Source organism: Mycobacterium kyogaense, from assembly GCF_036946525.1.
In the GTDB taxonomy this organism is placed as follows: Bacteria; Actinomycetota; Actinomycetes; order Mycobacteriales; family Mycobacteriaceae; genus Mycobacterium; species Mycobacterium kyogaense_A.
This window is the reverse complement of record NZ_JAQIIY010000020.1, coordinates 120,493-134,298: the sequence shown is the minus strand read 5'-3', so window position 1 is coordinate 134,298 and position 13,806 is coordinate 120,493. Positions and strand designations below refer to the sequence as shown.

Annotated in this window: 13 protein-coding genes and 1 pseudogene; 4 read left to right on the top strand and 10 right to left on the bottom strand. The window is 67.9% G+C overall.

Annotation, left to right across the window (positions count from 1 at the left end; all coding sequences use genetic code 11):
- Nucleotides 1–721, bottom strand: a pseudogene (locus PGN37_RS18125) (hypothetical protein); the annotation flags it as partial.
- Between the two features lie 60 nt (nt 722–781).
- On the bottom strand, nt 782–1,267 hold the full coding sequence (locus tag PGN37_RS18120) for a lipoprotein LpqH (protein WP_335332383.1): 486 nt from the start codon (nt 1,265–1,267) through the stop codon (nt 782–784).
- Between the two features lie 122 nt (nt 1,268–1,389).
- Between PGN37_RS18120 and PGN37_RS18115 the strand changes: the two genes are divergently transcribed.
- Nucleotides 1,390–2,556 (top strand): winged helix DNA-binding domain-containing protein, encoded by a 1,167-nt coding sequence (locus PGN37_RS18115; protein ID WP_335332382.1) that lies wholly within the window; start codon nt 1,390–1,392, stop codon nt 2,554–2,556.
- Here PGN37_RS18115 and PGN37_RS18110 read toward each other — a convergent pair.
- A complete protein-coding gene (locus PGN37_RS18110; RefSeq protein ID WP_335332381.1) occupies nt 2,519–3,394 on the bottom strand; it encodes an SDR family oxidoreductase in 876 nt (291 codons plus the stop codon). The two genes, PGN37_RS18115 and PGN37_RS18110, sit on opposite strands and share 38 nt — an antisense overlap.
- 91 nt (nt 3,395–3,485) lie before the next feature.
- Here PGN37_RS18110 and PGN37_RS18105 point away from each other — a divergent pair, with 91 nt between their 5' ends.
- A complete protein-coding gene (locus PGN37_RS18105; RefSeq protein WP_335332380.1) occupies nt 3,486–4,406 on the top strand; it encodes a LysR family transcriptional regulator in 921 nt (306 codons plus the stop codon).
- On the opposite strand, the gene uvrA is transcribed toward PGN37_RS18105, so the two are convergent.
- The gene (gene uvrA / locus PGN37_RS18100) at nt 4,403–7,306 is read right to left on the bottom strand and encodes an excinuclease ABC subunit UvrA (RefSeq protein ID WP_335332379.1); all 2,904 of its coding nucleotides are present in this window, start codon (nt 7,304–7,306) and stop codon (nt 4,403–4,405) included. The two genes, PGN37_RS18105 and uvrA, sit on opposite strands and share 4 nt — an antisense overlap.
- Nucleotides 7,307–7,443: 137 nt before the next feature.
- On the opposite strand from uvrA, the gene PGN37_RS18095 reads away from it, so the two are divergent.
- Nucleotides 7,444–8,133 (top strand): MBL fold metallo-hydrolase, encoded by a 690-nt coding sequence (locus PGN37_RS18095; RefSeq protein WP_335332378.1) that lies wholly within the window; start codon nt 7,444–7,446, stop codon nt 8,131–8,133.
- A gap of 50 nt (nt 8,134–8,183) precedes the next feature.
- Nucleotides 8,184–9,062, top strand: a complete 879-nt coding sequence (locus PGN37_RS18090) for a fructose bisphosphate aldolase (protein WP_335332377.1) — start codon at nt 8,184–8,186, stop codon at nt 9,060–9,062.
- A 63-nt stretch (nt 9,063–9,125) separates the two neighbouring features.
- Here PGN37_RS18090 and PGN37_RS18085 read toward each other — a convergent pair whose 3' ends face one another.
- The 6 genes from PGN37_RS18085 to pdxR form a co-directional block, all read right to left on the bottom strand.
- On the bottom strand, nt 9,126–9,569 hold the full coding sequence (locus tag PGN37_RS18085; protein WP_335332376.1) for a universal stress protein: 444 nt from the start codon (nt 9,567–9,569) through the stop codon (nt 9,126–9,128).
- 182 nt (nt 9,570–9,751) lie between these two features.
- Nucleotides 9,752–10,660: a hypothetical protein gene (locus tag PGN37_RS18080; RefSeq protein ID WP_335332375.1), complete on the bottom strand. Its 909-nt coding sequence runs from the start codon at nt 10,658–10,660 to the stop codon at nt 9,752–9,754.
- Nucleotides 10,661–10,820: 160 nt separating this feature from the next.
- A complete protein-coding gene (locus tag PGN37_RS18075) occupies nt 10,821–11,498 on the bottom strand; it encodes a cutinase family protein (RefSeq protein WP_335332374.1) in 678 nt (225 codons plus the stop codon).
- A 165-nt stretch (nt 11,499–11,663) separates the two neighbouring features.
- Nucleotides 11,664–11,984 (bottom strand): DMT family transporter, encoded by a 321-nt coding sequence (locus tag PGN37_RS18070; RefSeq protein WP_335332373.1) that lies wholly within the window; start codon nt 11,982–11,984, stop codon nt 11,664–11,666.
- A complete protein-coding gene (locus tag PGN37_RS18065; protein ID WP_335332372.1) occupies nt 11,984–12,328 on the bottom strand; it encodes a DMT family transporter in 345 nt (114 codons plus the stop codon). Before PGN37_RS18065 ends, PGN37_RS18070 begins: the two co-directional genes overlap by 1 nt.
- Before the next feature lie 6 nt (nt 12,329–12,334).
- Complete coding sequence (gene pdxR, locus PGN37_RS18060) at nt 12,335–13,789, bottom strand: MocR-like pyridoxine biosynthesis transcription factor PdxR (protein WP_335332371.1); 1,455 nt, start codon at nt 13,787–13,789, stop codon at nt 12,335–12,337.
- Between the last annotated feature and the right edge of the window lie 17 nt (nt 13,790–13,806).

The window sequence follows — 13,806 nt, the reverse complement described above, 5'->3', positions numbered from 1 at the left end:
GATCGCCGGCGGCCCACGACGCGGTCGCGCGCTCGAGTTGGGTGCGGGAGGTGGCCAGCCGCCACGAGCGCGATGTCGCCCGCGCTCCGGCGCGGCGCAGCCAGGGCTCGGCTTCGGTGAGCCGACCCGTCTCGACGCAGAACCGCCCGTAACCGGTGCCGGCGAGAACCCGCAGCGCATCGGACTGTTCGCTGCCGTCGCCGGGGCCGTCGACCGCAGCGAGCACCTGCTGCCACAGCGGCAGTGACTGCACGTGCAGGTCGTCGTCGCACAGCGCGACAGCGCACAGGATCTGCGCATGGGTGATCAGGTAGGCGTGCTCGGCTGCCAGCTCGTCGAACATGCCGGCTTCCTCCATCAGTGCCGCCAACGTCGTTGCGGCCGCTTCGTGTTCGCCGTGCGCCGCCGCGTGTCCGGTCTCCAGGAAGAGTGCGCGCCGGGCGTACCGGCAGATCATCCGGGCGGTCGAGGGATCCGGTGACTCCATCGCGACGTAGTTCTTCAGGCAGTCCCGGATTCTCGTCACGGCCTCGGTGACACCGGCATACGCGGTGCGCACCAGGTAGATCTCGCCGAGCTGGGCGAGGATCTCGAGCGCGAGGTCATCGCGGTCGGCCTCCTCGGCGCGCGGAAGCAGGGACAGCAGCAGTGCTTTGGCCGTCTCCTCGTCGGCGGCGAATGCGAAATGACGAGCTCTCTCGAGATCGCCCTCGATCGTCATCGCGTCATCATAGGAAGCGGCGGGCGTGCCTGGCACGCCCGCCGCTCGGTCGGGCATGTCTCAGCTGCAGGTCACGGTCACCGTGAACGGCTTGGTGATCATGCCGGCCATCGGATTGCTCATGTTGGCACCGACCGCCTCGCCGGTGATCGTGTACCGGTTGCCGTCCACCTTGACCTCCGCCGAACCGCTCTTGGCGCCCATCGCGTTGGCGACGGCGAGTGCGTTGCCGTCGACGACCATGCCGAGCGACTCGACCACCGGGGTCGCCTCGTCGGTCATCACGATGCCCAGACCCTGCTGACCGCCGATCGCGCCGCTGGCGACGGTGACCTTGCCACCCTGCTTCACGCAGGTGACCGAGTTCAGGTCGAGCCCCGCCAGGTCGGCACCGTCGACCTTGACCTCTGTGCTGCCGCCCTGCGCCACCGTCGAGGTGGCCGACGGGGAGCTACCGGGTGCAGGGGTCTCCTTGTCGCTGGAGCAGCCCACCAGCATGGCGGTGCCCGCGGCCAGACCGATCACACCCGCGACAATTCGTTTCATCGTTCTCGTTTCCCTTCGTCGTACTCAGCCTCGGTGGCGTCGTGTGGGAACAGTGAAAGCGGCTCGCTGAGCTACCGATCCCAACTTCGGGTGTCGGACGGGGCGACTACGGTCGGGAGACGATGCGCACCATCCCCGTCGAGCAGCGCCGTTCCCGTCTGGCGCGCCGGCACCTACTGAGTCCGCCGGCGGCCGCGGGATCGTCGGTGTCCGATGTGACCGAGCGTCTGGTGGCCCTGCACGCCACCGATCCCGCGACGCCCTATTTATCGCTGTGGGCTCGACTGCCGGGTTTCGTGCACGACGACGCCGATGCCGCCCTGTACCGGGACCGCTCGGTGATCAAGCACCTCGCGATGCGCAGGACGCTGTGGGTGGTGCGGCCTGCCGACCTGCCCGCGGTGCAGGCGGCGGCCAGTGACCGGGTGGCCGCCAACGAGACGCGGCGGCTTGCCGCGGACGTGGAACGCGCCGGCGTGGCCACCGACGGCGCCGCCTGGCTGAGCACCGCGTGCGCTGCGGTGGTCCGCCATCTGCGGGACGAAGGCCCATGCAGCGCACGCGAACTGCGCGAGGCACTGGCCGAACTCACCGGCACGTACAACCCTGCACCCGGAAAGGCCTACGGCGCGGAGGGTCATCTCGCGCCGCGGGTGTTGACGGTGTTGTCGGCGCGCGGTCACATCGTGCGTGGCCCCAACGACGGCGGGTGGCTGACATCACGACCGCGGTGGACGTCCACCGAGACGTGGCTGTGCGGCCCGGCGGGCTCGGCCGACGCCGACACCGCGAGTGCCGAGCTGGTACGCCGCTGGCTGGCGACGTTCGGCCCCGCAACGCTCACCGACGTCAAATGGTGGTTCGGCACGACCCTGACGTGGGCCCGAAAAGCGTTGTCCGCCATCGATGCCGAGGAGATCCGACTGGACGAGGGTCTGGGGTTCGTACTACCGGACGACACGGATGAGCCGGACGTCGAGCCGTGGTGCGCCTTGCTGCCGTCGCTGGATCCCACGACGATGGGCTGGTTCGACCGCGACTGGTACCTCGGCCCGCACCGAGCCGAGGTGTTCGACCGCAACGGCAACGCCGGGCCGACCGCGTGGGTGGACGGCCGCGTGGTCGGCGCCTGGCGCCAGGACGATTCGGGCCGCGTCGAGCTCGTCCTGCTGGAGAAGGTGAGCCGCCGGGCGACCTCGGCACTCGAGGCCCGGGCCGAGGAGCTGACCAGCTGGCTCGGCGGTGTGCGGGTCAGCCCACGGTTCCCGTCCCCGGCGTCCAAGCGCTGAGGAATGCGTCGCGGTGGCCGGTGGCCCAGTCGCCGAACGTGACGGCTTTTCGGCCGGTGATCGTGGGCACTGCGTCGGTCACCTCGGCAGGCTCGGTGACTTCGAAAGCCCACTGAGCCATCAGCAGATCGAGATATTGCGGTGGCAGCACTTGCCCGTACAGGGCACGGGCTTGGGTGTCCGACAGCACGGTGATGTCGATCGACTCCGTGACCGCGCGTCCGATGAGACCGACCTGCTCCCGCATCGACAGAGAGTGCGGTCCGGTGAGGACCACCTTCTGTCCGTCGAGCTGCGAGGTGGTCAGGGCAGTCACCGCGACTGTGGCGATGTCCTCGTCGGCGATGGGCGCCTGATGCGAGTCCGGGAAGGGCAGCCCGACGCGTCGATGCTCACGAATCTGGCCGGCCCAGAAGCGGATCGCGTTGCGCGCGAAGGCGCCCGGGCGCAGGCACACCGTGTCGAAGCCGCCGTCGATGGCCGCGTTCTCCACGGCGAGGTGGCGTTGCTTGTTGTACTCGACGAACGGCTCGGTGCGTGTGGTGTCGATGGTGGAGAGGACGACGACCTTGTGGACCCCTGCCGCTGCCATCTCCTCGACGAGGTCGGGCAGGACCTCCGGTTGGGCGAAGCTGACGAGAAACACGGCGTCGACCCCCTCGAGTGCGGGACGCAGCGTCTGCGGCTCATCGAGATCGCTGGGCACCGCGTCCACCGACGGCCATCGCCGTCGGTCCGGTCGGCGGCATGTCGCGCGCACCTCGACATCGGTGTTCCCCAGCTGGTCGATGATGGTGGAGCCGACTCCACCGTTCGCCCCGGTCACCAGCACTCGCATCGTCGTGTCCCTTTCCGTCGTCTCGATATCGACGGTAGGAACAGCGACTCATCAGCGCCAATCATGAGTCATGATGTGAGACATTCAGATGATGAATCTGTCCGGGGTGGATCTCAACCTCCTCGTGGTCCTGCACGCCGTCCTCGAGGAACGCAGCGCCACCCGGGCTGCCGCACGTCTGCACCTGACCCAGCCCGCGGTGTCGAACGCACTGGCGCGGCTGCGGGTCCTGCTGGACGATCCCCTCGTGGTGCGCACGGGCCGCGGCCTGACCCCCACTCCCGCCGCCCTGGCCGTGCAGCCCCGCCTGGATGAGGCACTTCGCCTCGTGCAGGGGATCGTCTCGGGCCTCGACTCATTCGATCTGGCCACGACAACCCGCGAGTGGGTGATCGCGTTTGCCGATCTCTACGGCCCGCTACTGCTGCCGGGGCTCGACCGTCGACTGCACCAGCTGGCTCCCCACTCACGGGTCCGGATACTGGCACTGGATCGGATCAGCGTCACCGATGCCCTGGCCAGCGGTGAGATCGATGTCTACATGGGCATTCCGACGACCACCCCGGCGGCGTGGCGTTCCGAACCTGCGTTCACCGACGACATGGTCGGCGTCATCGCCGCAGAACACCCGGACGCCGCCGCCACGATGACGCTGAAACGGTTCGTCGATCTCCCCCACGCCAATGTCCGCATCAGCGCTGGGCGCGGCCGCGAAGTCGACGACGCGTTGGCTCGCATCGGTCTCGCCCGCCGCGTCCGGCTCACCGTGGCGCACTACAGCTCTCTGTTTCCCGTCGTCGAGAACGGCCACTGCATCGCTGTCGCCCCCCGCCGTCTGGCCGAATACCATTCCCGCACATCGGCGATCAGCCTGTTCGAGGTTCCGCTGACCCTGCCGACCTACGACGTCTGGGTGTTCTGGCACCCCCGGGCCGACAACGACCCGGGCATCACGGCGTTCCGGAGGATCCTGCACGACGTCCTCGATGCAGAATCCGAGCCGCCGATCTAGGCGCTGACCTTTCTGCGGCTGCGCGCCTTCGGTTTCGGCTGCGCCATGCCCAGGGTCTCGGCGAGGAAGTGACCGGTGTAGCTGTCCGGATGGGCCGCCACGTCTTCGGGTGTGCCCGTCGCCACCACGGTCCCGCCGCCGGAGCCGCCTTCGGGGCCCATGTCGATGATCCAGTCCGAGGTCTTGATGACGTCCAGGTTGTGCTCGATCACGATGACCGTATTGCCTTTGTCCACAAGGCCGTTGATGACCGTCAGCAGCTTGCGGATGTCCTCGAAGTGCAGACCCGTGGTCGGCTCGTCGAGGATGTAGATCGTTCGGCCGGTCGAGCGCTTCTGCAGTTCCGATGCCAGCTTGACGCGCTGCGCCTCACCGCCCGACAGCGTCGGGGCCGGCTGCCCGAGCCGCACATAACCCAGGCCGACGTCGACGAGCGTCTTGAGGTAGCGGTGGATCGAGCTGATCGGCGCGAAGAACTCCGACGCCTCCTCGATCGACATGTCGAGCACCTCGGCGATGGTCTTGCCCTTGTAGTGCACCTCGAGCGTCTCGCGGTTGTAGCGCGCACCCTGGCACACCTCGCACGGCACGTACACATCCGGCAGGAAGTTCATCTCGATCTTGATGGTGCCGTCGCCCGAACACGCCTCGCAGCGGCCACCTTTGACGTTGAACGAGAACCGGCCGGGCTGATAGCCGCGCACCTTGGCCTCCGTCGTGGCGGCGAACAACGTGCGGATCTTGTCGAACACGCCTGTGTAGGTCGCCGGGTTCGATCTCGGCGTCCGGCCGATCGGCGACTGATCCACCCGCACCAGTTTGTCCAGGTGGTCCAAGCCGTTGATGCGGGTGTGCCGTCCCGGAACCAGGCGGGCGCCGTTGAGCTTGTTGGCCAGCACCGAGGCCAGGATGTCGTTGACCAGGGTGGACTTCCCCGATCCGGACACGCCCGTCACCGACGTCAGCACGCCGAGCGGGAACGCGACGTCGATCTCACGCAGGTTGTGTTCCCGCGCTCCGACGACGGTCAGCTGCCGCTTCTTGTCGGGCACCCGGCGCATCGCCGGAACCTCGATCTCCTCAGCGCCCGACAAGTACGCGCCGGTGATCGAGTTCGGGTTCTTCAGCAGGTCCTTGTAGGTGCCGCTGTGCACGATCTGGCCACCGTGCTCACCCGCGGCGGGCCCGATGTCGACCACCCAATCGGCATGGGCGATGGTGTCGAGGTCGTGTTCGACCACGATCAGCGTGTTGCCGAGGTCTCGGAGCCGAACGAGCGTGTCGATCAGCCGGCGGTTGTCGCGTTGGTGCAGACCGATCGACGGTTCGTCGAGCACGTACAGCACGCCCACCAGACCCGACCCGATCTGGGTGGCCAACCGGATGCGCTGCGCCTCCCCACCGGACAGCGTGCCTGCGGCGCGTGACAGCGACAGGTAGTCCAGGCCGACGTCGAGCAGGAAGCCCAGCCGGGACTGGATCTCCTTGAGCACCTGTCCGGCGATCGCCGCCTCGCGGGAACCGAGCGTGAGCGCGTTGAGGAACGCGGCGCAGTCGGCGATCGACAACTCCGCCACCTCGGCGATCGACTTGGCGCCGTGCACATCGGCTGTCATCGTGACGGCGAGGATCTCGGGCTTGAGGCGGGTGCCGTGGCACTCGGGGCACGGCACGTCGCGCATGAAGCCCTCGAGGCGCTCCTTCATCTGCTCGGAGTCGGTCTGCTCCATGCGGCGCTGCAGGAACGCCATCACGCCCTCGAAGTCGGCGTAGTAGGACCGGGTGCGGCCGTAGCGGTTCTTGTACCGCACGTGCACCTGCTCGTCGCACCCCTCGAGAATCGCCTTGCGCGCCTTGGCCGGCAGCTTCTTCCACGGGGTGTTCACGTCGAAGCCGAGCTGGTCACCCAGCCCGGCGAGCATGCGGGTGAAGTACTCCGCGGTGTGCCCCATCGACCACGGGGCGATCGCCCCCTCGGCCAGCGTCAGATCGGGATCGGGGATCACGAGGTCGGGATCGACCTCCTTGCGGATGCCGAGGCCGGTGCACTCCGGGCACGCACCGTATGGCGAGTTGAACGAGAACGACCGCGGTTCCAGGTCGTCGACGGCCAACGCGTGCCCGTTGGGGCAGGCCAGCTTCTCCGAGAACCGCTGCTCGCGGTGCGGATGATCGTCTTCCCGGTCCACGAATTCCAGGACGACGATGCCGTCGGCGAGGTTCAGCGCGGTCTCGACCGAGTCGGTGAGCCGCTGCTTGGCCGTCGCCTTGACGGTCAGGCGGTCGACGACCACCTCGATGTCGTGCTTCTCCTGCTTCTTCAGCTTCGGCGGATCCGTGAGCGGGTGCACCACCCCGTCGACACGAACGCGGCTGTAGCCCTGCGTGTTCAGCTTGTCGAAGAGGTCGACGAACTCACCCTTGCGGGTTCGTACGACCGGCGCGAGAACCTGGAAGCGCAGGCCCTCGTCCATCGCGAGCACCTGGTCGACGATCTGTTGCGGCGTCTGGCGCGCGATGCGCTCGCCGCAGACGGGGCAGTGCGGCGTGCCGGCGCGGGCGTAGAGCAGACGCAGGTAGTCGTAGACCTCGGTGATGGTGCCCACCGTCGACCGTGGGTTGCGGTTGGTCGACTTCTGGTCGATCGACACCGCCGGCGAGAGCCCTTCGATGAAGTCGACGTCGGGTTTGTCCATCTGCCCGAGGAATTGCCGCGCATACGCCGACAGCGACTCCACGTAGCGGCGCTGCCCCTCGGCGAAGATCGTGTCGAACGCCAGCGACGATTTGCCGGACCCCGACAGCCCGGTGAACACGATCATCGCGTCGCGCGGCAGCTCCAGATCGACGCCACGCAGATTGTGCTCCCGGGCACCCTTGACAACCAGGCGGTCAGCCACGATGTCCTTTCCCTCCGAGAAGAAGATGTGCCCGATGCGTCCGTAGGACGCAGTACAGACCCATGCTAGGTCGACCCACCGACAGGTTTCACCCGCGGTGGCGGCGCAGGTCGCGCGGCGAAGTACCGTGGGTCACCATGACCGTCGTCGACGACAACTACACCGGCCACGTCGAGGCGCACACCGCGGCGCGGCGCACACTCCCCGGCGCGTCCATCGTCAAAGCCTCGGTGGGTCCCATGGACAACAACGCCTACCTCGTGACCTGTTCCCGCACCGGCGAGACGCTACTCATCGATGCCGCGAACGACGCCGAGATCCTGCGCGGCCTGATCGCCGACCACGCGCCGACGCTGTCGCTGATCGTCACCACGCACCAACATCAAGACCATTGGATGGCGCTCGAAGAGGTGGCCGGCGCCACCGACGCCCCCACCGCGGCACATCGGCTCGACGCGGACCCGCTGCCCGTCACCCCGGCGCGGGTGCTCGCCGACGGCGACCGCATCGAAATCGGCGACCTGCACTTCGACGTCATCCACCTTCGGGGCCACACCCCCGGATCGGTGGCCTTGGCTCTGCGCGGCGTCGACACCGGCGAGGACGGCGAGGACCGCGTGCACCTGTTCACCGGCGACTGCCTGTTCCCCGGCGGCGTCGGCAAGACGTGGAAAGAGGGGGATTTCGAACAGCTTCTGGGTGATGTGACCAGTCGGGTGTTCGACGTCTTCGCAGATTCGACCGTCGTGTATCCAGGGCACGGCGACGACACCACCCTCGGCACCGAACGTCCACACCTGGACGAGTGGCGCGAACGCGGTTGGTGACCGCGTTCGGGGTGTAGGAGCTTTTTCGAGCGCAACCACAGGAAGGGAACATGAACACCGACCAATTCAGCAAGGTGCAGCGTGGCGCCGGCTTCATCGCGGCCCTTGACCAGAGCGGCGGCAGCACCCCCAAGGCGCTGAAGCTGTACGGCATCGACGAGGACGCCTACTCCGGCGACGCGCAGATGTTCGATCTCGTGCACGAGATGCGGACCCGCATCATCACCAGCCGCAGCTTCGACGGTGACCGGATTCTCGGCGCGATCCTGTTCGAGGACACGATGGATCGCGATGTCGAGGGCCGGCCCACGGCGGACTACCTGTGGAACGTCAAGCACATCGTGCCGTTCCTGAAGGTGGACAAGGGTTTGGCCGACGAGCAGGACGGCGCGCAGGTGATGAAGCCGATTCCAGGCCTGGACGACCTGCTCGGCCGTGCCCGCGACAAGGGCGTCTTCGGAACCAAGATGCGTTCGGTGATCAAGGCGCCCGGCAGCGGCCTGCAGGCGGTCGTCGACCAGCAATTCGAGGTCGGCCGGCAGATCCTCGCCGCGGGTCTGGTGCCGATCATCGAGCCGGAGGTCGACATCCACAGCCCACAGAAAGCCGAGGCCGAGGATCAGCTGAAGGCCGCGCTGCTGGCGTCGCTCGACGCCCTCGACGAGGCCGTGATGCTGAAGCTGACGCTGCCCAGCACGGACAACCTCTATCGCGAACTGGTCGACCACCCGAAGGTGGTGCGTGTGGTCGCGCTGTCGGGCGGTTACGACCGCGACGAGGCCTGCGAGAAGCTCGCCGCCAACCACGGTGTGATCGCCAGCTTCTCGCGCGCACTGACCGAGGGATTGACCGCGCAGCAGAGCGACGACGAGTTCGACGCGACGCTAGACGCGGCGATCACCGCGATCGCCAAGGCGTCCGCCAGCTGAGCACCCGGGTGGGAAAAAACCCTGGGTCGGTTCCCCGACCCAGGGTTTTTCGTGGTTCGCGCGTCAGGACGTGTGGACGATGAGCACGTCGGACTTGGCCCGGCGGGCGACGTTGGCCGGCACCGATCCGAGCAGACGGCCGGCGATGGTGCTCAGCCCCACGTTGCCGACGACGAGCAGGTCGGCGCCCACCTCCTCGACGAGGTCGACCAAGGCGTCGACCGGGGCACCGACGACGGCCTTCTCTTCGACGTTCTCGGCGCCGGCAGTCTTCGCGCGGTCCCGCGCCTCACGCAGGATCGCGTAGATCGGGGCGTTGCCGGACATCTTGTAGCCCTCGTCCTTGAGCAGGTCCGCCGCACGCTGATCCTCGCCCTGCGGGAAGTAGGCCGTCGAGACGATCAGCTTGGCGCCCGCTTCGGCCGCGATCTGAGCGGCACGTTCCACCGCGCGCAACGACGAGTCCGAACCGTCCGTGCCGACCACCACGGTTTGGTAGGCGCTCATTCATATCCTCCCGATGTGAGTTGCTGCTCTGCCATTCCCAGGCCAATCGTGACAGTAACCCGGTATCCGGCGAACATGGGTGCGAATCACGACACAGGTGCGCCATTTGCCCAGGATCCGCGCGGTCGCGCGCTGGCAACGTCACCTCAGGGGTGGCGACGTGACCTGTTCGACACGGCCGCTCACCACGCGGTGCCTTCGCAGAGCAGATCCTGCCGCGGCGGCGGGCTACTGGAAAGCACGGGCGGCGGCGCTACCGCCTCGGCCGCCGGCACCGTCACCGGGATCACCGGCGGAACCACCGCCGCCGCGGCCGGCACCACCGGAACGGCGGGACCCGGCACGGGGGCGGCGATGTCGGCGGCGTGCAGAACAGGCGCCGCCCCGATCCCCTCGGCCGGGGCTGTCACCGACAGCGGGACGGCCTCCACGGGCGGCGGCTCCACGGGAGCCGGTGCCGGCGCCACCGGCGCTGGGGGTGCCGGCTCGACGGCGGCCGGCTCCGCCGCTACCGGCGGAGGCGGTGCCGGCGCGGGCGACGGAGATTGCGGCACAGGCATATCCGCGGGAACAGCAGGCGCCTCTGGCGGTGCGGGTGCCTCGACCGGCGCGGGCACCGCCACCGGTGCGGGCACCGGCGGACCGTCGGGTACGGACGGCGGGCTGTCGGGTACGGACGCCGCCGCTTGCATGACCGGCGCGACGGATGGGACGACAGGAGGGGCTTCGGCGACGACAACCGGAACCGCCGGCAGCACGGGCGATGCCGGCACCGCAGGCACCACGGCGCCCGCCTGGTCGACAGGCGCGGACACCGGTCCAGGCGCAGCGGCTGCGGTGAGTCCGTGCACCGTGTCAGCGACGGGGAGAGCAGGAACCTGTTCGGGGACAACACTGTTGAGAGCGTTGGTCGCAGTCTCGAGAACGTCCGACACCGGAGGTGGCTCGGCCGCGAGCTGTTGGAGGATGTCCAGGCACGGCACTCCTGGGCTGGGCTGCGCGGCCGCGACGGCGATCGATCCGGACAGCTGCACCAGCGCGAGTACGGCCAGCGCTGCCCCGCGGGGGATTCGGATGTTCGTGCCTGGCATGACCTTCCTGCGTTCTCGACGGCACCCCCCGTCGAGGAGAAACCTAGCGCCTCGACTCAGCCCCGAGCGGCCGGGTTATCGAATGGTGACGTCGCAGAGCCTGTTCGGTGACCACACCCGCTGATGCTTCGAAAACCGTTGTCGATCAGCGCCGTTGACCTCAACTGGCGAGACCGACCACGCGCCGCGCAGCGAATGCCGCCGCCTCGTCGATCATCCCGTTCCACATATAGGAATAGTGCGCGAACATGTCGAACCCCTTGGAGCAGTACGGGTCGTTGGTCGCGCAGAGGTCGATCGTCTTGCTGCCGTAGAGCGGACTCAACGTGGTCAGCGGGCCGAGGTTGGCGTAGTCGCGGGACGGGTTGCCGAAGACCGCGATTGCCGAGACGTGGCCGACCATGGCGTCGGGCAGCGGCGAAGGCGTGAAGAACCACAGCTTCTTCTTCCCGATGGTGATGAGGTCGATCACCCCGGCGCCCTGGGAAATTCCGCCGAGGACGATCTTGGTCTGCGGACAGATGCCGGCGACGTACTGCACGTGTTTGTTGGCATCGACCGCGCCTTCAGAGGTCGATTTGGAGAAGTCCCAGCTCGCGGAGTAGTCGACGGCGTAGGCATCGATCTTCTTGGTGCTCAACTTCTTCTGCAGGGCCTTGACGAACAACGTGCCAACGGGACCGAATCCCGGCTTGTCGCTGGTGCCGCGCGCGAACACCACTTCGACGTCCGGGCAGGACGCCGCCGCTGCGACGGGTGCGCGAACGGTCAAGGCGCACAGCGCCAACGCGCTGGTGACCGCAATTCCGAGCGCACGAGCTGCCTGGCGAGTGCTCACGCGATCACCGTGGCACAATTTCAGCAAACATATCCAGTTCGGCGACTCAAAGGTGATCGATGTGTTGCCGAACTGTGTTGCAATGTCGGTACAAAGCGTTGCGACGTGCTGGAATTCAACATCGCCATTTCGCTATACGGATAACAGATCTTCCGGACGTCGAGCTCAGTGGGCCGCGCCGAGCTCGACCAGCAGCACGCCAGCCACGATCAATCCCATCCCGGTGAGCATCGTGGGCGTGAGTGGCTCGCGAAAGAGAATGCGCGATGCAGCCGCTGTCAGGGCCACCCCCGCCGCGGCCCAGATACCGTAGGCGACGCCGAGCGGCATGCCGTGCTGCAACGACGCGGACAGCAAGGTGAACGCGACGACGTAGCCGATCAGCACGACGCCGTAGAAGATGCGACGGCCGCCGGCCGCCACCCGCAATGCCAGGGTGCCGGTGACCTCGGACGCGATGGCCCCCATCAGCAACACGTACTGCACTACGGCGCACCGTCCACGGGATCCTCCGCGTGACGCGCACCCATCTCGACCAGAAGGACGCCGGAGATGATGCACACCATGCCGACGCCCATCAGCACGGTGAACGCCTCGCCGAACACGATCGAGGACAGGATCGCGGTCAGGGCGACCCCGATCGCACCCCAGATGCCGTAGGCCACCCCGAGTCCCATGCCGCGCTTGAGGACGAGTGTGAGGAATACGAACGAGGCGAAGTAACCGCCCACGACGACGACGTACAGCGCGGGTGTGGTGACGGCCGCTTTCAGCGACAACGTCGCGGCCACCTCACTGACGATGGCGCAGAGCAGGAGGAGCCACGTCACGAGGAATCAACGTACCCGGGTGACCGAGGTGGACGGTGAGGGCAGTGCACTGCGGATGGCGTGGACGGCGCGGTCGAGGTGTTCGAGGGTCGCCCCGCCGTAGCCGAGGACGATGGCGGGCGGGGCCGGTGTCGCGTCAGGTGTGGGTGCCGTGTAGTTCGCGAGCGCGTCGAGCAGCACGCCTGCCTCGCGTGCGCACCGGACGACCCGGTCGGCGTCGGCGTTGGGAGGAAATTCGAGCACGGCGTGCAGCCCGGCGTCGATTCCGCGGATACGGGCTTCTGGGACGTCGCGCGCCAGTCGTCGTGTGAGATGGGCCCTGGCGTGCGAGTAATCGCGGCGGCTGCGGGCGATGTGGCGCCGCAGCGCTCCGGATGCGAGGTAATAGGCCAACGCCTGCTGGACCACCCCGCTGACGGGAGTTCCGAGATCAGCCCGCGTGGCGATCAGATCCGGCACCAGGTGAGCAGGGGCAACCAGGTATCCGATCCGGAGCCACGGGCTCAGCGCCTTCCCGAATGTGCCTATGTGCACGACGCGGCCCGACCGGTCGAGGCTCGCCAATGCCGGCAGCGGAGCCACATCGAAGCGGAACTCACTGTCGTAGTCGTCCTCGATGACCGTTGCCTGGTGCCGGTTCGCCCAGTCCAACAGGGCGATTCGGCGGGCCACGGGCAGGCGTCCCCCAAGGGGGTACTGATGGCTGGGCGTGACCAACGCCGCCCTGGGAGCAGAAGACGCCTCGGGCAGGCGATCGACGACCAGGCCGCCGTCGTCGACGGGCACGGGCACCGTGCGACAGCCAAGCCGGGCGAGGAGTCGCCACGCCTCCGGGTAACCGGGGTTCTCCACCGCGATGTCATGTCCATGGAGTTGCAGGGCGTGCACCAGCAGGGCGAGTCCGTCGTTGGTGCCGGCGGTGACGAAGACGGCCGCCTCGTCTACGGGCAACCCGCGCGCGGCAGCGAGATGGCGAGCGACTTCGGCACGCAGCAGCGACAGACCCTGCAGAGGCGGCTCGGTATCGGGCGGCGGGTCGACCACTGCCGACCGCCACGCCCGGCGCCACCCCGGGTCGGCGAGGCGGCGTGTGTCAGGCCGCCCGGGGCGAAGATCGATGACCTCGCGATCGTCCGACGTCGCATATTCGTCGTCCGCTGCGGCCGACGACACGGGCGGCGAGACTGGCTGCGCGGCAACAGGATCGGCGATCAGATACGTTCCCGAGCCGTGTCGGGTCTGTACGTATCCTTCACCGTCGAGCTGCTGATAGGCCGCGATGACCGTGCTGCGAGCAAGGTGCAACTGCGCGGCGAGCAATCGTGTCGACGGAAGCTTGCTGCCCGGGGCGATCAGCCCCCTGGATGCGGCGTCCCGCAGCGCACTCGCCAGCTGCTGATGCAGTGACGCGCGATCGTCGCGATCCAGGACCAGAGGCAAGTCGAGGTGCGCGGACCGCATGACGTGCCCTCTCGTCC